Source organism: Methylotenera sp. (assembly GCF_030653755.1).
GTDB lineage: Bacteria > Pseudomonadota > Gammaproteobacteria > Burkholderiales > Methylophilaceae > Methylotenera.
In genome coordinates this window covers 1-24,441 of sequence record NZ_JAURYU010000049.1, presented here as the reverse complement: position 1 = coordinate 24,441, position 24,441 = coordinate 1, and the positions used below count along the sequence as shown (strand labels likewise).

Below are 24,441 nucleotides of genomic sequence, written 5' to 3'. Positions count from 1 at the left end.
GGTGATATTGTTATGGTTTACTGGCAATTTTGACCTCTGCCTGATCGGTTAAGAAGCCTGCACCATCTACAGCAACGACATCGTTCTCACTGATACCATCAGTCACTTCAACTAAGCCATTTTTCCGTAAACCTGTTGTAACAATTACCTGATGAGCGATGTTGTCTTTTACAACGTAGACGACTTGCCCAGCTGGGCGTAATACCACGCTTTGCTCAGGTATCATGATTGCAGAAGCGCGCTCTGCCAAAATGACACTGGCATTGACGCTAGCGCCAGCTTGCCATCCTGCTACATTTTTCACGTCAGCAATTGCAATAATTGTACGATTACTTGCCGTAATTAATGGCTTAAGTTCACGAATGACGGTTTCAACAGCGGTGTTGCTTGTAGGTGTGGTGAGTCTTAGTTTTAAGCCTGCTTTTAACTGTGTGCCGACACGCTCTGGAAAAGGAATATAAGCACGCAATAGTTTATTTGAAATGATTTGTACTATCGGATCTCCAACATTCACGTACTCGCCAGTGTCTACAATCTTATTTTCCACTACACCATCCGTGGGTGCAAAGATTCTTGTTTTTCCAGTGCTGTTACGAATCGTATTGATGCGTGCTTTGGCTGCAACCAACTGCTCTTTAAGTACACTTTGATCAGCCAAGCTGGTATCAACAGCATTTTGTGAGATAAACTTTTTATCGACTAAGGCTTGATTTCTAGCAACAGTTTTTGACTGATTGTTCAGAAGTGCTTCAATCCGTGCCACCTCAGCCTGCGCTTCTCGCTCTTGTAAATTAAAAGCTGTAGGGTCTAGTGTCGCGATAAGTTGCCCTTGTTTTACCGTATCACCTGGGCTGACAAATACTTTAATGATACGTGCGGCAACCTCTGCTTTAAGCGTGGGGTCGACTAAGCCTTCCAGCGAGCCGATTCCCTCTTCCGTTATTTCAACAGGTGCGTCTTGGACTGATGCAACCGTTACTAATGTAGGCTTTGGTCCATTTTTATTAGGTGCTTGCGCATTTTCATCGCTTGCCCCACAGCCGAAGAGTATGCTAGAGAACAAGGTTAATAAAGTCAGGCTAAAAATTCTTTGCATAAATTGGTAATTTTTAATGATGATGGTGTGTTAATTTTTGCCAGTCAAAATATGGGCCAGGGTCAGTTTTTCGGTCTGGCGCAATATCTGAATGCCCTACTATAGCTTGAATCGGATAGCTACTGTTAAGGCAAGCCACTAATTTATTGAGGGTTTGGTACTGCGCTTCGTCAAAAGCTTCATAGTCAGACCCCTCAAGCTCTATTCCGACCGAGAAATCGTTACAACGTTCACGTGATTGCCAGCTGGATTTGCCAGCATGCCAAGCTCTATTCAGGCACGATACAAACTGTATTAATGTACCGTCACGTCTAATCAGAAAGTGTGCGGACACTTTCTGTGTATAAATGCCAGCATAATAAGGGTGTTCATCGGGGTTAAGTTGATTGGTAAATAGCTCAATAATGCCATTACCTCCATATTGGCTAGGAGGTAGGCTGATGTTGTGAATCACAACTAAGCTGACCTCTTCTTCTGGTCGTGCGTCAAAATTAGGCGACGCAATTTGCTGCGCTTGCGCCACGAAACCATCATTATTGATAACGTAATTTTCCATGATTGCTAATTTTATGCTGAGTTCAGTTTAAAATGCCAACATTAATGAAGTAATACTTAGAATTAGAGAAAGCCAACATGGTATTTTTAGAGTTGTTAGTGATGCTAATTGTGATTTTGATTGCCGCAGAGGTATTTACCAATGCGCTTGAACATTTAGGTGAAAAATTAGGTATTTCAGAAGGCGTGACGGGTTCTCTATTTGCGGCGGTAGGCACAGCACTGCCAGAAACTTCTGTGCCTTTACTAGCATTGCTAGCAGGTACGCAAAATGCAGCGACCAATGAAGAGATAGGTGTAGGTGCTATTTTGGGTGCGCCGTTGATGTTAGCAACGCTTTCTATTTGCCTCATGGCTGTGTCAGTTTGGCACCGCAGAGGTACACATGGACATTTAAGACCTGAGCGTACTGGGCTTGCGCGTGACCTTAACTTTTTCATTATTGCATTTAGTTTTGCTGCTATTGCCATGTTTGTACCACATAGCCTAGCCGTTGTTCGTTATGGCTTGGGCTTTTGCATGGTGATGATTTACTTTGTTTATGTCATGTTGACGTTGCGCGCATCAAAATCACTGGTTGAAGAAGGACACGCTACTGAGGCTGGTGGCTATATGTTTTTATGCAAGCTAGGACTTCCAAACAATATGGTAGTCATCTCATTACAATTGTTTTTGGGTTTAGCATTACTAGTAGGCGGTGCTAAAGGCTTTATTCATGGCGTAGAAGATGCATCTCAATTACTTGGTATTTCAGCCTTGTTACTCTCTCTATTGATTATTCCCATAGCGACTGAGCTCCCTGAAAAAGTAAATAGTATTTTATGGATACGCAAAGGTAAGGACACACTGGCCTTTGGTAATATTACAGGTGCAATGGTGTTTCAGGGTACATTATTACCAGCAATCGGTATCATGCTCACGCCTTGGGTGCCACGTCGTGAGGTATTGCTAGGGATTGTATTAACACTTATTGCTGCGATGTGGCTACGCTATTTGGTACATAAAGGTGGTTTGCGTGTTTGGCACTTGTTAGTCAATGGTGCCATTTATGTGACTTATCTGGTGCTAGTATTCGCTTAAGCTTTTGATTGATGATGCTGTGAATAAATACCACAGCATCAGCTGTGTGATTTGCTAAAGTTAGAATTAGTTCTATTGATCTTTAGTTCTGCGGATTGCTAGTTATTTTGATCTTCAGGATCAGCTAAATCATCTATATCACTGTCCTTTGAGAGGCCTAGTTTCGCAAGTCGATAACGTAATGTCCGAAAGGTGACGCCGAGCAGTTTAGCCGCCGCAGTTTTGTTGTTATTGGTTTTATCCAGCGCTTGAATAATTGCCTTTTTTTCTACCTCTTCAAGGTAATCAGTTAGATTGACTTCACCAGAATGACTGCTGTCAAACACCGCACGTGAAGCATTGCCCTCTGTATGTGTGCTGCCATCAGTCAGCACGTCCTCAACGTTAATGGTTTGGCCATCACATAATGCAAGCGCACGTTCCAACATGTTTTCTAGTTCACGTACATTGCCCGAAAACGTTAGGCTTGAAATGTATTCCTGAGCTTTGGTATCAATCTTAGGGGTTGCAATATGTTGAGCCTGACAAAGTTTGTTGAGTAACATTTCGGTGAGTAACGGGATATCTGTTGGGCGATCACGTAGCGCTGGCATTTTGAGTTGAATCACGTTCAGACGGTAATACAAGTCTTTCCTAAATTGACCAGCATCCATCATCTCCGTTAAGTTCTTATGCGTTGCACTAATGATGCGTACATCCACAGCATCTTCGTTGGTACCACCTACCATTCGTACTTTTTTTTCTTGAATCGCTCTTAGTAGCTTTACCTGCATCGCAAGCGGTAAGTCAGCAACTTCATCTAAAAAGAGTGTCCCGCCATTGGCGGCTTGGAATAACCCTTCTTTATCTTGATTTGCACCTGTGAAAGCGCCTTTTTTATATCCGAAGAACTCACTTTCCATTAAATTTTCAGGAATTGCCCCACAATTGACGGCGATAAACGCACCATCAACACGTGAACTGTTTTGATGAATCAGTTTGGCTGCTAATTCTTTACCACTGCCAGATTCGCCACTGATGTAAACAGGGGCCTGGCTACGTGATACTTTAGCAATCATATTACGCACATGTTGAATTGGCTCAGAATTACCAATCATTTCTAAGGTATTGGGTGTAATTTGACCAGACCCTGCGCTTAGCTTAAGCGCAGACTCAATGACGGGGCGTAGTTGTTTGAGTGATATCGGTTTGGCGAGGTAGTCAAAAGCGCCAGCTTTGAGCGCACAAACAGCATTGTCAGCACTTGCGTGAGCGGTGATGACAGCAACTGGCAAGCCTAGGTGAAATTCATTAATATAATTAACAAGGTCTAGACCGGTACCGTTCGGCATTTGCATGTCGGTTAGGCATAAGGCATAAGTGCGTAGTTTGAGCATGGTCTTAGCTTCTTCAAAGCTACTAGCACTGTATGTTTCAACATCCATGCGCTCTAGTGTCATGGCTAGTAGTTCACGGATATCTGTTTCGTCATCAACAATTAAGCAGCTAGGTCTTTGTTGCATACTAAAATATGGCCCTTAATAGATTGTGGTATTAGTTGATCGTTTGTAATTGAAGTATAAATGCACTACCTGAATCTAGCTTCTGGTAGCTTAGGCGCGAACCGTTAGCTTCGGCAAGCTCGCGTGAAATATAAAGGCCTAAACCATTCCCTGTTGTCTTGGTTGTGTAAAAAGGCTCAAAGAGCTTGTTGCGATTTTCTTCTGCAACACCTTCACCATCATCGATAACCTCTAAGTTTAAACCAGCGCGTCCATTTTTTGTACAACTTAACTTTAAGCTGCCCATTTGTTTATGGCTATGTTCCCAGCCATTTTTACACAAATTCCATAGAATCTGCATTAAATGGCGTTGGTCATAGGTAACAAATAATGAGTCTTTAAATGATGACATTTGAAAATGTGAAGGGGGTATCTTTTCTACAGCACAAAATTGCGTGTAAAAATCAAGAATGAATTGGTTAAGGGGCAATTTCTCTTGGTTAGTGCGGTCGCGACGATTAAGTTCTAGTACGTCTTTAATAATTTGGTCGATGCGTTGAATATTGTCCGCAACAATTTCTAACATGCGCTTATTCTGCGGACTAAAATTTTCTTCCTGCAATAACTGGTTAGCATGGCTAATCGCACTAAGTGGATTGCGTATTTCATGGGCGATGTTAGCGGTCAGCCTTCCTAAAGCTGCCAGCTTAGATTGCTGTGCGGCTGACTGCATTAGGCTCCAGTCCTGAATAAATACAACGGCGCCATGAAGGCGATTTTCCTGGTTAATTGGTTCGAATCTTAGTTTTAACTCTTTATTATTAATAGAAATAATGAGATTCTCATTGATGCTTTCTGCATGCATCCAGCGTGCAAATAATTGACCTATTTCCGTAACATCACCACTCAATTGAAACGATTCATCGCTATTATTTTTGGTTAAGGCGAGTAGCGATATTGCTTGTGAATTGTAGTGGCGGATATTCAAAGACTGATCAATGACAATGACACCATCCTGCATTTCTTCCGTAATCAGTGCGTTAACTTGGGCTAGATTCTCTAGATCGACACCACGTGCGGAAGCAAGTGCTTCACTCTGCATGATTCGTTTAGCAAAGCTATATCCCAGCCAAGCGGTAGCAAAGCAACTTAAGCTCAGCATGGCAGGCTGGCTGTAGACTGAAATTGGCAAGTCCCATTTTGCTATTTGATAGCTTTGCTCAAGCAATAAACCAATCGTTGCAATGGCGGCATAAAATAACGCTAGCCGACCGTTGCTAACCAAGCTAGCTGTAACAATGGTGATAATGAGCAATAGGCCTAAGCCGCTTTGTATGCCGCCCATCGCATGCATAATTAAAATAATAAAAAATATATCAATAATGATTTGTACTGGATTAAAAAAGACCAGTGCGGAAGACTTTAGCGGCGCAACAATTAGTAAGGTTAGACTGAAAAGTGAGTATGCTAAGGAAAGGCTAAAGAACAAGGATGCTGCTTGATTGTCACCCCAGTTCTCCTGACCTGTATATAAGGAGAAAAGTACAAATGTTAAGCTTAATAGGAACCTAAAAACATTAATAATACGAATCGTACGCGCTTGGAGGGATAGTTCGCTCTGCGCAGTAAGATTTTGAAATAGCGTATTATCGGCCATTGATGTTTTATTAGATTGGTATGAATTTTAAAATTGAGAGGACATCTTAGCTAGGGTGCATCCGATTTAATATGCGCTTTTGTGCAGTAAAATTTACCATCTACCAAAAAGGCCTCTGAGCGTGGCAAGTGCACATGGCACTGATCACATTCCACCATATTTTCGATATTAGCTTCTTCCGAACTTTTAACCTCTGGGGAATTATTCTGATTGGCTTTTAACGCATACTTAGCCAACTTAATAATTAACCAAATGACGATACCCAAAAAAATTAACTTCCACATAATCTAAAGATGCTCGTATGTAAATAATAAATATAGATTGTAACTAAAAGCGCTGGGTTCGTTTGATTTTTAATCAGCGTAAGTTTACTCAATGCTAAGCGACCTGACATTAATGCCAATTTGATTAATAACGTTATCTTGATGATTTTTTGCTAACGAACTAACTTGCTTATACATTACCGTTGAAAGCTAAGCCTTAGCGCCGTTAAGTTGCAAATTCAGCTGAAAATATAAACCTGATATACTGTGCCCCTGAGTATGCTACTCAATTAAAGCATGTTATTTGTGTAACAGTATAAAATATCAATCTCAATATGGCGTTTAATTTTTAACATGGCAACACCCAAGGAACTCTCTGACTTTCTCGCAGCGATAGAGCGACGTGCATTTAAGCAGACTGCTTACGCGGTTAGAGATGATCATGCTGCGCTTGATATTGTGCAAGATGCCATGATGAAGCTTGCCGACAAATATGGTGCTCAACCAGCTTCAGAGTTTCCCATGCTGTTTCAACGTATTTTACAAAATACGATGCGCGATTATTGGCGTCGGCAAAAAGTGCGTAATCTATGGACGACACTTTTATCATCATTCGGCGGCAGTGCTGATGACAATGAAGACCGTGATCCCCTTGATACAATAGACGTGGGCGATGATAGTGAGGAGCCTTCAGTTCAAATTGCAAGTAGTCAAACCATCGCATTAATCGAACGTGCTTTAGAAAAACTACCAGCACGTCAACGCGAAGCATTTGTGTTGCGTTATTGGGAGGAAATGGACGTAGCAGAGACAGCAGAAATCATGGGATGCTCAGATGGTAGCGTTAAAACGCATTGCTCACGAGCCGTGCATGCCTTGGCTCTGGAGCTACGTAAGCAAGGTTTAGATAAGCTGGGCTTATCTAACGCTACATTAAATGGACCTAGATAATGGCTCGAAAAAATTGGAGCGAGCAATGAAAACCGATAAAAATAGACACGACAATAATAGTCATACAGATCAACAAATATCTTTAGATGCAAATGTTGAAGATCAAATAGCGCGCAATATCGTTGATTTGCTGGATAGTCGCGCTCAGAAGCTATCTGATGAGCATTCAGCGCGCTTAGCCGAGGCACGCAGTTTGGCGATAGGCAGGCTAGTGGGCCAGGAAGCACAGTTAGCAGGTAACCATAGATTGCACCAAAATGGGAATACGTTGCAGTGGTTTGGTGGGCATTTCGGGCATTATTTTGAACAGCATCGCATTTTTTCTACCTTATTGGTGGTGTGTGTAATGTTGTTAACCTTTTTCGCTGTACAACAGTTTAGTGTTAATCATCAAATAGAAAATAGCGATGCTTTCTTGCTGGCCTCTGATTTGCCACCTGAAGCATACGCAGACAAGGGATTTACTGCATGGCTGGATACCAATTGAGGTCTAAAAATTTAATTTGTGTGTGTGTGTTACTTATTTGTGGCATTTCAGTCGTGAAAGCGGCTGATGTGACGTGGGCAGAGTTGAATGATGCACAACGACAAGTGTTAAATCCGCTAGCCTCTGAGTGGGATACGTTACGTCCGTGGCAACGCGAGAAAATGCTGGACATTGCTGGTGACTATCCAAAGATGAGTGCGGAAAAGCAGGCGTTAGTAAAGAAACGCCTGACTAATTGGAGTCGAATGACCCCTTATGAGCGTGAAAATGCACGAAAAAGGCATCAGCAATTTAATGCTTTATCCGCAGATAAGAAAAGCGAGCTGCGCAAGAAGTGGCTAGAATATCAACAGCTGTCTGAGTCAGAGCGTGCTAGGTTGCGTGCTGAATCTCCAGATGCCTATACTGACGCAGACTTGCATTAAAGATTTAGCACTATTTTTGTAAAAAATAGTGCTGAGATAATCATTGTATGAGCCCTCAAAAACACCCCATCCCTTTGTCAAAAGACCACTTACCAAGTTTACTTAAACTATTGGCGTGCTTGGTCTATGAGCTACTTACCATTGTTGCATTGTGCATTGTGTTTGCAGGGTTGTTTTATGGCGTATTTGGAGATGCGACAGAAGGAATCAAGCGCTTGTCGCAACAAATGTTCTTGTGTACGATTCTAGGCGCCTACTATGTCTGGTGTTGGACTAAAACTGGCCAGACGCTGGCTATGCAATCCTGGCATTTAAAGATGGTTTCTCAAAGTAATGCGTCACTCTCTATCCAGATGGCGTTGGTGCGCTATGTGTTAGCCAGTTTAAGCTTAGTGCTATTTGGGCTAGGTTTTTTATGGGCACTGGTCGATAAAAATCGATTGTTTTTGCATGATCGATTGCTTAAGTGCAAGATCATCATTGCTTAAAATTAGCAATCCAGCCCCTCGAGATTTGATAGGGCATGATGACCTTTGCCTACCTGCGGTCGACATGACGCAGCATTACCAGACCAGCCAGCAGGAATAGTGCTGTTGGTGTAATCGCGCTAAATGCAGGTGCCCAGTCGTTTAATAAGCCCAGATGAACAAAGGTTCGGTTAAGAATCTGGTACAAAACCCCAAGCATGATACCGATAAATATTTTTGTGCTGGCGCCTGTTGCACGTTGCTGAATAAATGCAAATGGGAGCGCAAGAATGACCATGACAAGGCTGGCAAGTGGATAAACCAGTTTTGCCCACAAGGCCATTTTATAGCGGGTTGTTTTTTGTTTGTTAATCGATAAATGATCAATGTACGCGTATAAATCCCAGGCAGACATTTTTTCGGGGAGCACCAATAAAACATTCAATAATTCTGGACGAATAAGCGAGCGCCATGTCGCCTTATCAAGATGTTTTACGTAGTTATTGTCTTTTTCAAAGTGCGTTTGTGACACAGATTTTAAATGCCATTGTTCATCTTCAAATAGCCCTTTTTCTGCGTGGCTCACGGTGCGTAGGTTGAACTTATCATCGAACTCATAAATATGAATGTTCAATAAGGTTGTATCTGCTAACACTTCTTCTACGTTAACAAAGCTACGCCCATCTTTGACCCATAGGCCAGACATAAAGTCTTGCACAATCACAGAGTCAGTCGCTCTGATACGTAGACGCTGTGCTGTTTTTTCACTGAATGGGGTAATAAGCTCGCCAATAAGAAACGTGATGAGTGTAAATATCAAGCCTACTTTTAGTAGCGTAGTGGCAAGGCTATAAAGCGAAATGCCGCTTACTCTTAATACGACTAGCTCAGAGTGTCGTGCAAGTTGCCCTAGGCTGTACATACAGCCAACAAGTACAGCGACTGGCATCACATCATACACATGGCCAGGTGCGCTGAGCATCACAAACAGTATCACTTTACCTAGGCCATAACTGCCCTGGCCTAGACTTTCAAGCTCTTGCACTAGGTCAAAGAAAGAGAACATAGCAATGAGCGCTAATGTAATGAGCAACACATTGACAGTGATTTCCTTGAGTAAATAACGGGTAATGATTTTCATAAAAGGGAACTGGCTAACTTGATAAAGCCGATTGAGGGGGTTTTTTTAGCCATTGCATTGAAAGCAAGCTTGGCAGTATCGGTAATTGGCGACCGCGTCGGTAGAACATGTAAATGGTTAGCACTAAAAAGAAAAAGTGCACTGGCCATAAGCCGATAAGGGTGTTAAGTTTCCCTTGAGCTACCCAAGCCTGAAAAATGCTCAACAGATTGTTATAAATGATGTAAATGATTAATGCAAGTACAAAATTCGCAGAGCGCCCTGCTCGTGGGTCTAAAGCACTTAATGGAATGGCAAGTAAGCATAAAATCAATGCGGAGATTGGGATTGCAATACGCCATTGTAATTCTGCATTGTTAGTTTTGTTGTGAGATGTAAATAACTCCTGTGTCGGTTTTGATTGTGTACTTGGAGGTCTTTCTTTTGCTTCATTCGCTTCAATGCGAATAGCGTACTTCTCAAAAGCAGTTGTCGAAAACTCTGCGCTACCTCTTGAGCCTTCGTAACGTTTCCCATTTTCCATCAGCACAAAGTTATCGCCGTTTTTCTCAGTGTAGCGGCTACCCTCGGCAGCAACAATCACGCCTAGTTTTTGATGCTGTAATGTTTGCACAAAAATGTTTTTGACGACATTGCCTAGTTCGTCAAAACTTTCCATAAAAAATACCCGTTCTCCATTGCCCGATTCTTTAAATACACCAGGGCTAATGGTTGCCAGATCATCGCGGGATTCAAGTTGCGTTCGGTAGAGTTCGCCTTTACTGGTCGCCCATGGCATTACAAAAAGACTAAGTGTCAAAATAAGCAGAATGACTGGGAAAATAAATGTGAGTACTGGGCGAATCCAGTAGTTAATGCTGAGGCCGCCACTAAACCAAATCACCATTTCTGAATCGCGATACCAGCGTGATAGTGTCATTAATACAGCTAAAAACAATGCGAGTGAGAGCACCATGGGCAGAAATTTCACCATGTTAAAACCTAGCATGGTGGTGATGGCATCGTTAGGCAGAATTCCTTTGGCAGCAAGGCGCACAAGGTGTCCAGCACGCTGAGCGATAACGATTCCAATTAAAATCAGGAAGGCTCCTGCTGCCGTTGAAATTAATTCTTTTATTAATGAGAGCCTAAAAAGCATAAGATGCACTGAAAACCAATTTATTTACGACTATGAATTACGTGTAAAACACGCGATAATTTAATCAAACTTAACATGATTGATGATTTAATTAATATTTGATTGAATTTATGCTGATTTTTAAAACTCTATTGTAGAGTAGTTAACTTTTAATGCGGCGCTGAATCTGCATTTTCGGCAAATAATTTAATGTAATCACAACAATATCAAGGATGTAATACTATGGAATTTAGCATAAAAACGAGCGCAGCGGAAAAACAGCATCATAATTGTGTTGTTGTTGGTGTGTATGAGGGGCGTGAGTTGTCAGATGCTGCACAATCAATAGATGCGTTGTCAGATGGTTATGTGAGTAAAGTGCTTAAGCATGGTGATTTAGAAGGTAAGCTAGAATCAACTTTGATGCTACATCAAGTGCCAAGTGTACAAGCTGATCGTGTTTTGTTGGTGGGCTTAGGCAAAAAAGCTGAATTTAGTGAAAAACAATACTGTAAAGCGGTGCGGGCGTCTGTAAAAGCCCTGAGCGCAATCAGTGCAGATGATGTGCTGACGATGTTAGCTGGCTTACCTGTTGGTGAAATGACAACACGTAAAAAAGTATCGCATCTTGTAGAAACAAGCTTAGATGCCACTTATCGTTTTGATGCGATTAAACGTAAAAAAGATGCGGTAGAAGAAAAAGAGCCGAAAAAAGGTGTTAAAGCATTTAGTATCCAAATTGCAGATGTTGCTGACCTCAATGAGGCTAAATCTGGCTTGGTAGATGGCAAAGCGATTGGGGCTGGTGTCAGTCTGACTAAAGACTTAGGTAATTTACCCCCTAATGTTTGCACGCCAACTTATCTTGCAGAGCAAGCACAGGCATTGGCTAAAACTTACGGATTAGGTGTTGAAGTGCTTGAGCGGGAAGCTATGCAAAAATTAGGCATGGGATCGTTCCTAGGCGTTGCGCAAGGTAGTGAAGAGCCGCCTAAGTTAATTGTATTGCAACACCTAAAAGGTAATAAAGATCAAAAGCCTGTCGTGCTGGTTGGCAAAGGGATTACCTTTGATACTGGCGGTATCTCATTGAAGCCTGGTGCTGAAATGGATGAGATGAAATACGATATGTGTGGTGCCGCGACGGTGCTCGGCTTGTTCAAAACAATCGCAGAAATGGATTTGCCGTTGAATGTCATCGGTGTGATTCCAACCTGTGAGAATATGCCAGACGGCCGTGCAATAAGGCCAGGTGATGTACTCACAAGCATGTCAGGTTTAACTATTGAGGTGCTAAACACCGATGCAGAAGGCCGCTTGATCTTATGTGATGCGCTCACTTATGCAGAACGCTTTGAGCCAAGTGCAGTGGTGGACATTGCAACGCTGACAGGTGCATGTGTGATTGCATTGGGTCACCATGCGACTGGTTTATTCAGTAATAACGATAGCTTAGCTAAAGAACTGTTGCAGGCGGGTGAGCAAGCGTTGGATCGTGCATGGCATATGCCAATGTGGGATGAGTATCAGCCACTATTGGATAGCAATTTTGCTGATATCGCGAACATTGGTGGTCGTGCGGCAGGTAGTATCACTGCGGCTTGCTTCTTGTCTCGCTTTGCTAAAAAGTATGATTGGGCGCATTTGGATATCGCTGGTACCGCGTGGAAATCAGGTAAGGAAAAAGGTGGTACTGGTCGCCCAGTGCCTATGTTGACGGAGTTTTTAGTTGGCCGCACACGTTAGAAGCGCTAATTGTCGATCAATGCAAAATATTAAAACATAACCCTTAAACATGACTAAAGTAGAGTTCTTTTTTAACGTCCCAGACAAGTTGGCCAAAGTTGCAGATATTTGTAGTAGAGCTGTTGTTAAAGGACGTAAGCTCACTATTTTTACCCCAGATGATGCAATGTCTATGCGCATTCAGGATCGGCTTTGGCAGCATTCGGCGACTAGCTTTTTGCCGAGTGCTCGTTCAGGGGCGCCTGAGCAGCATGATGTCTCGATTGTTTTGGATAAAGATGGAGAGCAGCTTTTGCAAGATGATATTTTGATTAACTTAAAAGTAGAGCATCCGCCATTTTTCAGTCGATTTAAGTATTTGGTTGAGCTGGTTGGTGTGGATGAAGAAGATAAAGCTTCTGCCAGAGCTCGGTATAAGTTTTATCGAGATCGCGGCTACCAGATTAAGTCGACTGATGAATCTGCTGCTTAATTGCTAGCGAATAAGTGTGGGTGAGAGGACATTAAATTACATGCAAGAACATGATGATATTCCACTGTTAACAGAGGTACATGCTTTGCCAGCGCAGGCTTTGGCTAGTACATTTAATGTCACACCAGATTTAATTGCAGCGATTGCAGCCGAAATCAGGCCACAAATCGTGAGTGAAGTAGAGGCGTCAATTGCGCAAAAGATTAAAGAAAATGTGCGACAAGCATTGCTAGAGCATTTGCCAAATCAGTCAGCTAGTATAGAAGTAATTCAGGCAGATGTACTGAGTGAATTAACGCAGCAGAATAATCAATTTATTCAGCAAGTTTTACAGTCGCAACAAGACGCAGAGCTGACGTTGAAAGACCAAATAGATGTGGAACTGATGAATGCGAAGCAAGCAATCATGGAGCAAACATCTGTTTTTGTGGATAGAACACGCGCTGATTTTGCAACAGAAATACCAAAGATGGTGCACGCCAATGTAGATATCATTAAGGCGGATTTGGCACAAAGCTTAACGCAAATGCAATCGCAAGTGGTGATTGATGTGCAGCAAAACTTAACCGCTAAATTGCCTAAACTTGAGCAGACTTTAACCGATGAGTTACAGGCATCATTGCAAAATTTAGAAAAAACGACGGTTGAAAATGCTACACATGAGTTACAGGATAAAATCTCGCGACTTCATGAGGATCTACTTGCGCAGCATAAAGCCAGTTTGGCGCAGGAGTTGGCTGGTATTTATAAAGAGCTTACGCAACACACGCAGTCTGAGTTAAGTATTTATTTGGATGCGATTCAGTTGCAGTCTCAGCAAGCACTACAGCAGAAACTGGGAGATACCTTCCCTGCGCTTTATGAAGAGCTGTCTAATCAGTTAACAGCAACGCTAAAAACAGACTTTGTTGCACTCGCAGAGCGCGCTAAAAATGAGTTTATACAGGGCTTAAATGCAGAGTTGCCTAGTACAGAGCAGGCTTTGGTCAATAAAGTACTGGAGGTGCTGTCAGTGGAGATGCCAAGATTAGAGCGTGAATTAGCTTCTAATATCAGGGCTGAAATTGGGAAAGTGGTTGATTCTGTGCGCTTGGTGTTCTCTACACCCTAATTTTCTTAGCTTTAAGTTGTCACGCTATGTCCAATTCGGCATGGATACATCACGAGTAATCCACTTGTAATAATAGACATTAAGTTGGTTAGATTAAATATTAAGATTTAATTAGCACTTCATAAGCTTCAGCAGATAATAGCTTTTCCGTATCGGTGTCTTTGTCAGCTTTAAACTTAAATATCCAAGCTTTATAAGGGTTGTCGTTAATTTGTTCAGGTGAGTCAACGACTGATTGATTCACCTCAACCACCTCTCCATTAATCAAAGCATGTAAATCTGAGCCAGTTTTGACTGACTCGACTAGTCCGCATGGTTGCTCCGCGGTTAAGCGAGTGCCTGCAGTCGGCGCTTCAACAAATACAATGTCACCAAGTAGGTTTTGTGCATAATCGGTAATTCCAGCTTCCCATAGGCCATCTGCTGTAGATTTTATCCACAAATGTTGAGGGCTGAATAACAAAGATTGTGGTGTTTGCATGCTAGTGACTCTATGATTTTTTAATTGATATTGGTTCAAATTTTAACGTAAATTGCGTTGAAATTGATTTATTTTTAATCGCTGTAATAGATAACTGAAATATCATAAAAAATAATGATGACAAAGCTAAAGTTTTTATATAGTATTGTGCTGTAACTCTATGAGATATAAGCTATTATGAAAACCACAATGCGAAAATTTATTCTGCTCTACGTCAGCTTGGCGCTTAGCTTGGCCCCAGTAGCCGTTGGCGCCGCGACTGAAAAAAATCATAAGCAGACGAAGTCTTCAAACAAATATAGTACTGTCAAATATAAGCCTAATTCTACTCGAGTCAAAACTCGCTTGCCTGCTCGCAAACCGATTGCTTCCGTTGATCATTATGACGGTACAACTCCATTACAATTAGCCTCAGCCAAAGCATTGGTGATTAACCAGCTGACGGGTGAGGTGTTGTTTGCTAAAAACACTCATTTACCAACCCCAATTGCCTCGGTGACTAAGTTGATGACTGCGATGGTGATGTTGGATGCGCATTTGCCAATGGATGATTTGCTTTATATTTCTGATGAAGATGTAGATTATCTTAAGCACACCACTTCAAGATTAAGTATTGGCACAATGTTGACGCGTGGTGAGTTGTTGCAATTAGCTTTAATGGCCTCAGAAAATAGAGCTGCTTCAGCTTTAGGCCGTAATTACCCTGGTGGTGCTCATGCATTTGTAAAAGCGATGAACCAAAAAGCAAGATTATTGGGCATGAATTCGACAAGGTTTGTTGATGCAACAGGTTTGGATAGCAATAATATATCCACCGCTGAAGACCTTGTGAAAATGGTGGATGCTGCTTATCACTATCCTGAAATCCGTCAGGTAAGTACGCTACCGTCTCATGAAATTACATTGTATGGACGTCAGAACCCGCTTAGCTTTGTCAATACGAATGCTTTAGTTCGTGGGGGTAAGTGGGATATTGGTCTATCAAAAACGGGTTTTATTAATGAAGCTGGCCGCTGTTTGGTGATGCAAGCTGATATTTCAGGTCAGCCAGTCATTATTGTGTTGTTAGACTCAGCAGGCAAGCTTACAAGAATTGGTGATGCAAATCGTATTCGGAAATGGGTAGAAAATAACGAGGCAGGTTCTCTTGGGACGTTTGTTAGTGGCTAACCAATTTAGCGGTAGAGGGTTTGGATGCTAGCGCATTGGTGAGGCAAAAAACGCCAGTCATTGACTGGCGTTTTTTATGGGTTTAAGTGATGGGAGCGTTGTACGAAACCATCACGAACCATCTGGTGTCGTTAATCTTTCGGTGGTACGTATCCACTTGCTGTATCAGCGCCGTCACCAAAAAAGTATTTTTCAGTTTGCTCTGTTAAGTATTTGCGTGCTGAGGGGTCTGCTAAACTCAGGCGATTTTCATTCACGAGCATAGTTTGTTGCTTTAACCATACGGCCCAAGCTTCTTTTGATACACTCATGTAGATACGTTTTCCTAACTCACCTGGGTATGGAGGGAAATCCAATCCATCTGCCTCTTTACCCAATTTAATACAATTAACAGTACGTGCCATGATTGTCCTTTGTTTAATCTAATCGTGATTGCTTAAACCGTTATGATAGCGCATGTTAAAATCTATGCATTAAACTATTAACAATTTAATGTTACATGATCAATTTTTTAGAAAGTCTATGATGTTAACACCTTCAAGTAAGCCTAAAGACCACTCGCAAGCTTCAAAGCATTTAGCCACCAGCCCTTTTAAGGGTAAAACTGGTATCCGTCGATTGATTAATGCATTTGGATATTCGCTTGAGGGCTTTAAAGCGGCTTTTGTGCACGAAGATGCTTTCCGCCAAGAGGTTTTTCTGGCGATTGTTTTGGTGCCGCTTGCTGTGTATTTGGGCAAGAGTCCAGTTGAGCAAGCTTTGTTGATTGCCAGTGTGCTGTTGGTATTAATTGTTGAGTTGCTTAACTCTGCGATTGAGGCGGCGGTGGATCATACATCTACTGAGCATCATGCGCTTGCAAAGCAGGCTAAAGACATTGGTAGTGCTGCGGTATTTATTGCCTTGCTGATTGTGGCGGTGGTTTGGGGTTTGGTACTATTTGCTTAATCAATTAAAGAAGCGCAAACATAAGTGATAAAAATTTAGATTATGTTTGCGCTTTTATGGTGTGCTAAAGTTGACTAGAAATCCCCACGTAGTCCAAACAATATGGATCGTTGACCTTGCATCGAGATATCCTTTAGGAACGATGTATGCTCGCGAATTTCTTGGTTAAGCAAGTTATTGGCTTTTGCAAATAACTCTAAATTCAATTTAGTTGGTAGTTTGTAAGACACTAGTGCGCTGACATTGGTGTAACCATCAGTTTTTAATTCATTCTCAGCGGTTCTGTCTTGTCCAAATGCTTTGAGTACATCTAATCTTGCACCAATACTGTTGTGTTGGTAATGTAGTCCTGCACCTATGCGCAATGGTGCGATTCTAGGTAAATACTCATTATTACGTTTGTCTTTAGCATGCACGTAGTCGCCCAGTAAGTTCAAGTTTAGATGATCTGTCATGCTAAGTTTAGCTTCAGCTTCTAAGCCTTTAAATGTAGCGGGAACTGCTCTGAACTGTGCTTCAGGTAAAAACTCGCCGTCAACATCAATCTCATTGCCTGTTTCAAAAAGCCCGATAAAATTGCTAAACCTTGTGTAATAAGTGCCGATACTGAATGAGTTTTTTGCATCCTTCCAACGTAATTGAGCATCAATGCCTTTTGAGCGTTCTTTCTTAAAGTCAGCGTTACCTACTTCAAATTGACCAGTGGCTACGTGAGCACCGTTAGCATACAGCTCAAAATAACTTGGCGCACGTTCGTTATGCGATAAGTTGCCCGTAAGTGACCAATTGCTATCTATGTTGTATAAGCCGCCTAGTGCAAAGCTATTTGGATTAAAGCTGTTTTTCTGACCTACGCCAAAATTGGCACTATCTTTGGCGTCCACCGTCGTGTGACCTAAGCGTCCGCCAAAAGTTATTTTATGTTGATTGATGGCTAATTCTTCATAAATATAGGCCGCTTGGTTTTGTGTGTTGACGCTAGGTACAAAGGCTTCATCGCCTAATGCTTCGAAATTGGTATTGCTAAATTGATAGCCTACTACGCCATTTAACTGTCCAATCGGGCTGTGGCCTAACTCAATGCTACTTTCCAAGCCTCTGTTTTTGAAAGTGGTGCCTACTTCACCATCTTCTAATTCACGATGTTCGTAGTTGGTATGGGCAATGCGAAATTTAACGCGGTTAATGAGGCCACCTAAGTCTGTGAATTCGCTCGCGATATCCCATCTATCACTTTGCATGTCGATACGAACATCTTCTTCTGCAACAACACCGTAATTATTGTTCAAGGTAGAAAAAGAAGCGCCAATATAACCATTATCAAAGGTTAAAGCTGCACCTAGCGCGCCGCCGTCACCGTCAGCACTGCTGTTGACTAGTTTTCCGCGGTTTTCACGGGCTGGGCCGTCAGGTTGTTCGCTTTTTCTGCGAGATACCGCATAACCTGGAATATCTAAATCGCTGGTTTTTCTGGTGTATGCGTCGGCATGAATCGCAATTTGTCCGTTGCCGATATCAATGACTGCTGCACCATTGCGAGTGTTGTCTGGACCGCCAAATCTTGTTTCAGCACGACCAGTCACACCGTTTAACTGTTCTTTAGGGATGCGATGGTCAATCGCATTGACCACGCCGCCCATTGCACTGCCACCATATAGTAATGCTGCTGGCCCACGAACTACATCTATTTGTTCGATAATGAGTGGGTCGATACCTACCGCATGGTCGAAGCTTAAGCTTGATGCATCTAAAATGCCTACCCCGTTTTGCATAATGCGTACGCGTTCGCCATCTAATCCACGAATCACTGGGCGTGATGCATTGGGGCCAAATTGTGTCGCACTGACCCCAGGAATACCGTTAAGTGTTTCACCCAATGTGCTTTCGCGTTTCAGCGATAGCTCGCGTCCGCTAAGCACTGATACTGGCACCACTAACTCGTCAGAACTGACGCCTAAAGGGTTGCCTGTTACTGGCACGGTTGGTAGGTCTATCGCCGTATTGGCGTCTGCTGCCATGGATGGTGATGCAAGTGTCATTGCTACAGCAATAAATATAGGTCTAAACACAAATGTGTTAAGCACTTGTACATTAGGGGAGTAATGCATATTGATAACCTCAAAAATTAAAACGAGTAACCAGCAGGCGATATTAAGTCTGCTGTGATTTTTAAATTAAATGCTCGTTATTTGAGGTGGGGCTCTTGCTGCGTAGGGGCTTGATGAATATTGTTGAAAAGGTATGTGCTGGCTCAGCGTTGAAGCTAAATTAGTCTGGTTGATTTGTGCTGTCAGAATGGCTGACAATAAACCACTGGCGATTTTTGCATAACTAATACATTGCGCACATTGTTCGGCAGCCGTGTTTTTTTGTTGCGAGTTTTCATCATTCTGCGAATGCTTGGTGCTATCAGTGATGTGACTGATTTCATGCGTAGCAACGCCTATCTGCGTGAAAGCAAATACAAGGATAAGCGTTAAGTGAATGAATAGTCTTTGCAACATAGTTGCGTATTTTAACAGATTTTTAGTTTTTGGTTAGTTAAAAAATTAATGTGCTGTGAAAGATTCAGACTCACCCATTTTTAGTCCATTTATAAAGCGTAAGAAGTAAGCCTATTTTTGACGTGATGGTTTCATCTGTTTTTAGCCTAAACTTTAAATATAAATGCTATCCAATTTTAAACATACGTTTATAAAACTATTCAACTTAAATACAATCTATTTATACTGTTGAGTAACAGAACAATAATTAAAAGAGATTTTTGATGATGAGCCCAGAAACTAGCGTGACGCCCAAGACTATTTACCTAAAAGACTATACGCCTGCTCCCTATAAAGTAGCACACGTTAATCTCTCTTTTGAATTGCTAGAAGACAAAACAATCGTGCAATCAGAGGTGCAATATATTAAAAACCCAGATAGCGACTCAACAGTTCTCGTTTTAAATGGACAAGATCAAACGATTATTTCTGTTGAGATTGATAATATTCCATTTCATAGCTACAAAGTGGCTGACAATAAAATGACAATCACCGATGCGGGTGATAAGTTTACTTTGACGATTCGTTCGGAAATTGATCCAGCTTCTAATACTGCGCTGGAAGGGCTGTATAAGTCTCAGGGAACCTATTGCACTCAATGCGAAGCTGAAGGTTTTCGCCGTATTACTTTCTTTCAAGATAGACCCGATGTGCTAAGCACATTTACTGTGCGCATTGAGGGGGATAAAAGTAATTATCCAGTACTGTTATCTAACGGCAATTTAACCGATTCAGGCGAGCTTGCGAGCGGGCGCCACTTTACGGTTTGGAATGACCCATTCCCAAAACCTTGTTACCTTTTCGCTTTAGTTGCTGGTGACCTTGTCAGAATCGAAGATTCGTTCAAGACCATGTCTGGGCGCCATGTTGATCTGCATATTTACGTTCGCGCTGGTGATGAAAAACAGTGCGATCATGCCATGCAATCGCTTAAAAAATCCATGAAATGGGATGAGGAGAAATACGGCCGTGAGTATGAACTTGATTTGTTCAATATCGTCGCCGTGAATGACTTCAATATGGGCGCAATGGAAAACACCTCACTTAATATCTTTAATACAGCGCTAGTGCTTGCCCATCAAGAAACCGCAACCGATTCAGATTTTATGAGTGTTGAGGGCGTAGTTGCGCATGAGTATTTTCATAATTGGACGGGAAATCGCGTCACTTGCCGCGACTGGTTTCAACTCTCTCTTAAAGAAGGCTTTACCGTGTTTAGAGATCAGGAGTTTAGTGCAGACATGAACTCGCGTGCTGTGCAGCGTATTGATGATGTGAACTCTCTACGTCGCTTGCAGTTTTCAGAAGATGCTAGCCCGCTTGCGCATTCAGTGCAGCCAGATCAGTTTATTGAGATTAGCAATTTTTACACTAAAACCGTGTATGAAAAAGGGGCGGAAATTATCCGCATGCAACATACGTTGCTGGGACAAGATACATTCCGCAAAGCGACCGATCTTTATTTTGAGCGTTATGATGGGCACGCTGTTACCTGTGATGATTTTGTGCAATGCATGGCCGATGCATCTGGGCGCGATATGTCCCAATTCTTTTTATGGTACAAGCAGGCAGGTACGCCCACTTTAAAAGTGAGAAGTCAGTACAATCTGGCGGAACAGACATTCACGCTTACACTGAAACAATCTCAGGCTGACACCTCAGGGCAAACCGATAAAAAGCCATTACATATTCCCGTTGCGGTTGGGTTGTTGAGTCAAGAGGGGGTTGAAACGCACGCAACAAAAATTCTTGAGTTGACCGAACGTGAGCAAAGTTTCACTTTCAACGATGTCAATACACGCCCAGTGCCGTCTATTTTGCGCGGCTTTTCTGCCCCTGTGAAATTAATCACAGACCTGAGCGATGATGACCTTCGTCTATTACAGTTAAAAGATACCGATGGCTTCAATAAGTGGGAGGCAGGTCAAACGCTAGCACTGCGCAATATTGAGCGCGTGATGGCAGATAATGAAGCCGATATCTCTCAATATGTGGACGACTTTGGTGTCATTATTAGCCAAGGTCTTGGTGGGAAAAGCGACAAAGCATTGCTGGCGCGGGCCCTTACTTTACCTGCAATTGCGGTGATATCACAAACGCAAGCAGTGATTGATCCTGCTGCCATAGATCAAGCACGTACACATATACTTAAAGCAATTAAGCGTACACATAAAGACGCGCTTGTGCGTTTATATGAAGAGAATCGAAACACGGGTGAGTTTTCTATCTCACCAGAGGCGATGGGGCGCAGAGCGCTGCAAAATACAGTGCTTGAATTGTTGACTGTGAGTAACGGCACAGGCTGTGCTACACGTGCCAAAGCGCATTATGACCAAGCGGACAACATGACCGATATTGTCGCAGCGTTATCTTGTTTATCAGACAGCGCCCAAGCCGAGCGGGAGGTGGTCTTTGCTGATTTCTATCGCCGATTTAAAGACTATCCATTAGTAGTGGATAAATGGTTTTCACTGCAGGCGATTGCGAACAGAAGTGAAATATTCGATGACTTTGCCAAGCTACGTCAACATCCAGACTTTAATATTAAAAATCCTAATCGCGTGCGCTCGCTGTACTCAGCATTCGCCATCAATAACCCTGTGAAGTTTCATGACCCAAGCGGCCAAGGTTATGCCTTGTTAAGGGATGTCATTATTGAGCTAAATGAAATTAACCCACAAATTGCCGCACGTCAGGTTGTACCATTGCGCGAATGGAAACGTTATACCCCTGCACTACAGGTGTATATGAAAGAAGCCTTGCAAGCCATTATGGATACCCCGAAGCTTTCTAACGATGTGTTTGAGGTGGTAAGTAAAAGTTTGAAGGGGTGATTTTACTAATGCCCTTGTGCCTCATATCGTATCTATCAATACGATATGAGGACGGGATTGAAGATAATAAGTTTTTACATCCATATCCTACAACTCCATATCCGTGCGATTCATCATGTAGTGCATTTGTAGTGAGGTGTTGGGCTCATCTTGAGTTGGCGTTAAGCATGTAAATAAAAAAGCCTTAGTGTAACCACTAAGGCTTTTTGTATGAATTAACTGACAAACTCAATGACTTACTATTTTGTAATCTAGTTAAGGTTGATTTATTTCACGAGAATAAATACGTAACTTGATGTCACGGTTTAGAGCCATTCAAATTTGACTAGAATTTAATGTTACGTCAGAAAATACGTAACTTTCGAGCAATGCATCACTATTTTTTGGCAGATCATTTTAATAAATACGTAACTCCGAAATTGCTGTGTATATCTCATATTCAAATGACAGATAAATCCGCAAAGCTGACGGTCAACTATAGAAGCTAACCGACTGTGATCACAGCCCAAAGCGGACGTTCAATGTCTGAATTAAGCTGTGCCGCGAAGCGGCGTCACGCATGAAGGAATCGTCATGTGCTACTGAACAACTTCTATACTAACGTTTATCACACCAGAAGATGGGTTGCCAATACTAATAAATGCAGATTTTGAAAGATCAATAACTCGGCCTTTTGCGAATTGGCCACGATCATTTACTTTTACAACGACGCTTTTGCCATTATTCTTGTTCGTTACCTTTACGCTTGAACCGAAAGGGATTTTGTTATGAGCCGCTGTTTTTAAACTATGGTTATACCGCTCTCCGCTAGCAGTTTTTCGATTCTGAAATTTATCAGCGTAGAAAGAAGCTTCTCCCGATTCGGTATGTCCTATCCAATTGTCGCGACCACCACTTGGAATGCTGCTACAACCGGACAAAGCCAGTAAAAATGCGAATATCAATAACGTTTTCAAAATGAGTTCCAATTATCATTTCTATTTTTTATCATACATAGTACGTTCAAGTAATTGCAAAGAGTTTTTTTTAAGCGTAAAATTGATCCGTGAAGTCCAAAATAATTAAATTCATTACGCTATTCATTATGCTGATATGCCTCCCTGTAGAAGGCATGGCAGCAGTAGCTATGCCTAATTGTCAGATGCATGATACCCAGCAAATGCAGGTGAATGCTGACATGAGCAATATGGATGATATGGCTCACTGCGATCACCATGACAGTGCAAAACCAGCTAAAAATGTAACATGTGACAAATGCCTGCCCTGCCATTTAAGCGTAGCACAGGCAATTATTCCATTTAACACCCCTCTGGAATTTAGTGGTGCATTACCTATGTACTCCACCGATATATCTGAAGTTCCGGATACCGTTCCACCCTCACTTTTTCATCCCCCCAGACAAACCTTCGCATAGTGCCGAAGGTCGTCTTGTTTTAAACGGCTCTCGAACTCAGATGCTTATCTGAGTACTTGATCGTACCCAACACACTTCTATTTCTTCGGCACGTATTCCCGGCGGTGGTTTTATATCCGTTCGAGGTCTAGCGTATGGCTGTTTACGCCTATACATAACCGCGCACGACTGCTGAACCACCTCTATGCAATTGCAGTGACTATAAATTGTCTAGGAGTATTTATCATGAAGAATCAAACCATTTACAAAATGATTGCAACACTTGCTGTCTGTAGCATCAGCTTTCTATCTGTGTCCGCGATTGCTGCGCAGGATGAATTTCAAAGGCAGATGACTCAAAAAGTTATGCAAGCCAAGCAGAAGCTTAAAGCAGCTGAGGCCGCCAAAGGCGATGAGCGTAAAAAACTTATGGGCGAACACATGAAAATGATGCATGACAACATGGGCAAAATGCAGGCTATGAAACCGAAGTCAGGCATGACCATGCAGGAACATGAAGAATGGATGAGCGAGCATCAGAAACTCATGGATGAAATGATGAGCCAGATGATGGACGAGCATCACATGATGATGAATATGGGTGGCATGTCTAAAGGGTCAGGTGAAATGGACTGTATGTCCAAAGGAACTGACAATACACACAAGCATTAATTTGTGAATCGGGCGGGCAACGTCCCGCCCAGATTCAATCAAACATTAAAGGATCAAAGAAATGAAAAAGTTATTAATTTGTATGTTCGTTGCGGTATTGAGTATCGCTGCTGCTCCAGTCTACGCCAACGATGCACACCATCAGGCTACAGATAATCAAAAGAGTTATTCAGCAAAAGGTGAAGTCGTTGCCATGGACAGTGCATTAAGCAAGGTTAAATTGAAGCATGACGCTGTTCCGGAGCTTAAATGGCCTGGTATGACCATGTTTTTTAACGTTGCTGGCAAGGCTCTGCTGGACACAGTAAAGATTGGTGATCAGGTTGAATTCGAGTTCGTTAAAGTCGACGG

General features: G+C 42.3%; 26 protein-coding genes. 14 read left to right on the top strand and 12 right to left on the bottom strand.

The genetic code is table 11. From position 1 onward, the window contains the following. Nucleotides 1-10: 10 nt before the first annotated feature. Nucleotides 11-1,096 carry an efflux RND transporter periplasmic adaptor subunit gene (locus Q7U33_RS10575; RefSeq protein ID WP_304860651.1) on the bottom strand — a complete coding sequence of 362 codons (1,086 nt, stop codon included), beginning with the start codon at nt 1,094-1,096 and terminating at the stop codon, nt 11-13. 13 nt (nt 1,097-1,109) lie between these two features. Beyond that, complete coding sequence (ampD, locus tag Q7U33_RS10570; protein ID WP_304860649.1) at nt 1,110-1,652, bottom strand: 1,6-anhydro-N-acetylmuramyl-L-alanine amidase AmpD; 543 nt, start codon at nt 1,650-1,652, stop codon at nt 1,110-1,112. 77 nt (nt 1,653-1,729) lie between these two features. Here ampD and Q7U33_RS10565 point away from each other — a divergent pair, with 77 nt between their 5' ends. After that, nucleotides 1,730-2,731 (top strand): sodium:calcium antiporter, encoded by a 1,002-nt coding sequence (locus tag Q7U33_RS10565; RefSeq protein WP_304860647.1) that lies wholly within the window; start codon nt 1,730-1,732, stop codon nt 2,729-2,731. A gap of 98 nt (nt 2,732-2,829) precedes the next feature. Here Q7U33_RS10565 and Q7U33_RS10560 read toward each other — a convergent pair whose 3' ends face one another. From Q7U33_RS10560 to Q7U33_RS10550, 3 genes are read right to left on the bottom strand one after another with little or no spacing between them, the layout of a single operon-like run. Further along, nucleotides 2,830-4,233, bottom strand: coding sequence for a sigma-54 dependent transcriptional regulator (locus Q7U33_RS10560; protein ID WP_304860645.1), 1,404 nt, complete (start codon nt 4,231-4,233; stop codon nt 2,830-2,832). Between the two features lie 31 nt (nt 4,234-4,264). After that, a complete protein-coding gene (locus tag Q7U33_RS10555) occupies nt 4,265-5,869 on the bottom strand; it encodes a nitrogen regulation protein NR(II) (protein ID WP_304860643.1) in 1,605 nt (534 codons plus the stop codon). Nucleotides 5,870-5,919: 50 nt separating this feature from the next. After that, entirely contained in the window at nt 5,920-6,153 is a 234-nt protein-coding gene (locus Q7U33_RS10550) for a PP0621 family protein (RefSeq protein ID WP_304860641.1), read from the bottom strand. A gap of 333 nt (nt 6,154-6,486) precedes the next feature. On the opposite strand from Q7U33_RS10550, the gene Q7U33_RS10545 reads away from it, so the two are divergent. The 4 genes from Q7U33_RS10545 to Q7U33_RS10530 are packed head-to-tail and all read left to right on the top strand — an operon-like array spanning nt 6,487 to nt 8,483. Then, nucleotides 6,487-7,083: an RNA polymerase sigma factor gene (locus Q7U33_RS10545; protein WP_304860639.1), complete on the top strand. Its 597-nt coding sequence runs from the start codon at nt 6,487-6,489 to the stop codon at nt 7,081-7,083. Between the two features lie 25 nt (nt 7,084-7,108). Next, nucleotides 7,109-7,570, top strand: coding sequence for a DUF3619 family protein (locus Q7U33_RS10540; RefSeq protein ID WP_304860637.1), 462 nt, complete (start codon nt 7,109-7,111; stop codon nt 7,568-7,570). Further along, nucleotides 7,552-7,995 carry a DUF3106 domain-containing protein gene (locus Q7U33_RS10535; protein WP_304860634.1) on the top strand — a complete coding sequence of 148 codons (444 nt, stop codon included), beginning with the start codon at nt 7,552-7,554 and terminating at the stop codon, nt 7,993-7,995. Before Q7U33_RS10540 ends, Q7U33_RS10535 begins: the two co-directional genes overlap by 19 nt. A gap of 47 nt (nt 7,996-8,042) precedes the next feature. Continuing rightward, nucleotides 8,043-8,483, top strand: coding sequence for an RDD family protein (locus tag Q7U33_RS10530; RefSeq protein ID WP_304860631.1), 441 nt, complete (start codon nt 8,043-8,045; stop codon nt 8,481-8,483). 49 nt (nt 8,484-8,532) lie between these two features. On the opposite strand, the gene lptG is transcribed toward Q7U33_RS10530, so the two are convergent. Both lptG and lptF read right to left on the bottom strand, forming a co-directional pair. Further along, nucleotides 8,533-9,603 (bottom strand): LPS export ABC transporter permease LptG, encoded by a 1,071-nt coding sequence (gene lptG / locus Q7U33_RS10525; RefSeq protein ID WP_304860629.1) that lies wholly within the window; start codon nt 9,601-9,603, stop codon nt 8,533-8,535. 13 nt (nt 9,604-9,616) lie between these two features. Then, nucleotides 9,617-10,741 (bottom strand): LPS export ABC transporter permease LptF, encoded by a 1,125-nt coding sequence (gene lptF, locus Q7U33_RS10520; RefSeq protein ID WP_304860627.1) that lies wholly within the window; start codon nt 10,739-10,741, stop codon nt 9,617-9,619. A gap of 222 nt (nt 10,742-10,963) precedes the next feature. Here lptF and Q7U33_RS10515 point away from each other — a divergent pair, with 222 nt between their 5' ends. The 3 genes from Q7U33_RS10515 to Q7U33_RS10505 are packed head-to-tail and all read left to right on the top strand — an operon-like array spanning nt 10,964 to nt 14,049. Continuing rightward, the gene (locus Q7U33_RS10515; RefSeq protein WP_304860625.1) at nt 10,964-12,466 is read left to right on the top strand and encodes a leucyl aminopeptidase; all 1,503 of its coding nucleotides are present in this window, start codon (nt 10,964-10,966) and stop codon (nt 12,464-12,466) included. Nucleotides 12,467-12,515: 49 nt separating this feature from the next. After that, nucleotides 12,516-12,938 carry a DNA polymerase III subunit chi gene (locus Q7U33_RS10510; protein ID WP_304860623.1) on the top strand — a complete coding sequence of 141 codons (423 nt, stop codon included), beginning with the start codon at nt 12,516-12,518 and terminating at the stop codon, nt 12,936-12,938. A 40-nt stretch (nt 12,939-12,978) separates the two neighbouring features. Next, a complete protein-coding gene (locus Q7U33_RS10505) occupies nt 12,979-14,049 on the top strand; it encodes a hypothetical protein (protein ID WP_304860621.1) in 1,071 nt (356 codons plus the stop codon). A 100-nt stretch (nt 14,050-14,149) separates the two neighbouring features. Here the strand turns inward: Q7U33_RS10505 and gcvH are convergent, their stop codons facing one another. Further along, nucleotides 14,150-14,530, bottom strand: coding sequence for a glycine cleavage system protein GcvH (gene gcvH, locus Q7U33_RS10500; protein WP_304860618.1), 381 nt, complete (start codon nt 14,528-14,530; stop codon nt 14,150-14,152). A 177-nt stretch (nt 14,531-14,707) separates the two neighbouring features. Between gcvH and pbpG the strand changes: the two genes are divergently transcribed. After that, the gene (gene pbpG / locus Q7U33_RS10495; RefSeq protein WP_304860615.1) at nt 14,708-15,700 is read left to right on the top strand and encodes a D-alanyl-D-alanine endopeptidase; all 993 of its coding nucleotides are present in this window, start codon (nt 14,708-14,710) and stop codon (nt 15,698-15,700) included. A 131-nt stretch (nt 15,701-15,831) separates the two neighbouring features. On the opposite strand, the gene Q7U33_RS10490 is transcribed toward pbpG, so the two are convergent. Then, complete coding sequence (locus tag Q7U33_RS10490; RefSeq protein ID WP_036301035.1) at nt 15,832-16,104, bottom strand: oxidative damage protection protein; 273 nt, start codon at nt 16,102-16,104, stop codon at nt 15,832-15,834. 121 nt (nt 16,105-16,225) lie between these two features. Between Q7U33_RS10490 and Q7U33_RS10485 the strand changes: the two genes are divergently transcribed. Then, entirely contained in the window at nt 16,226-16,648 is a 423-nt protein-coding gene (locus Q7U33_RS10485) for a diacylglycerol kinase (protein ID WP_304860817.1), read from the top strand. A 74-nt stretch (nt 16,649-16,722) separates the two neighbouring features. On the opposite strand, the gene Q7U33_RS10480 is transcribed toward Q7U33_RS10485, so the two are convergent. Continuing rightward, nucleotides 16,723-18,756 carry a TonB-dependent receptor gene (locus tag Q7U33_RS10480; protein WP_304860611.1) on the bottom strand — a complete coding sequence of 678 codons (2,034 nt, stop codon included), beginning with the start codon at nt 18,754-18,756 and terminating at the stop codon, nt 16,723-16,725. Nucleotides 18,757-18,822: 66 nt separating this feature from the next. Continuing rightward, complete coding sequence (locus tag Q7U33_RS10475) at nt 18,823-19,152, bottom strand: hypothetical protein (RefSeq protein WP_304860609.1); 330 nt, start codon at nt 19,150-19,152, stop codon at nt 18,823-18,825. Between the two features lie 266 nt (nt 19,153-19,418). Here Q7U33_RS10475 and pepN point away from each other — a divergent pair, with 266 nt between their 5' ends. Next, nucleotides 19,419-22,025, top strand: coding sequence for an aminopeptidase N (pepN, locus tag Q7U33_RS10470; RefSeq protein WP_304860813.1), 2,607 nt, complete (start codon nt 19,419-19,421; stop codon nt 22,023-22,025). Between the two features lie 578 nt (nt 22,026-22,603). Here pepN and Q7U33_RS10465 read toward each other — a convergent pair. Continuing rightward, the gene (locus Q7U33_RS10465; RefSeq protein WP_135276574.1) at nt 22,604-22,981 is read right to left on the bottom strand and encodes a septal ring lytic transglycosylase RlpA family protein; all 378 of its coding nucleotides are present in this window, start codon (nt 22,979-22,981) and stop codon (nt 22,604-22,606) included. Between the two features lie 128 nt (nt 22,982-23,109). Between Q7U33_RS10465 and Q7U33_RS10460 the strand changes: the two genes are divergently transcribed. The 3 genes from Q7U33_RS10460 to Q7U33_RS10450 form a co-directional block, all read left to right on the top strand. Beyond that, the gene (locus tag Q7U33_RS10460; RefSeq protein WP_304860604.1) at nt 23,110-23,439 is read left to right on the top strand and encodes a hypothetical protein; all 330 of its coding nucleotides are present in this window, start codon (nt 23,110-23,112) and stop codon (nt 23,437-23,439) included. 225 nt (nt 23,440-23,664) lie between these two features. Continuing rightward, on the top strand, nt 23,665-24,090 hold the full coding sequence (locus Q7U33_RS10455) for a hypothetical protein (RefSeq protein WP_019896654.1): 426 nt from the start codon (nt 23,665-23,667) through the stop codon (nt 24,088-24,090). Between the two features lie 61 nt (nt 24,091-24,151). Beyond that, nucleotides 24,152-24,441 (top strand): copper-binding protein (locus tag Q7U33_RS10450; RefSeq protein ID WP_304860599.1); only part of this gene is annotated, 290 nt, incomplete at its 3' end.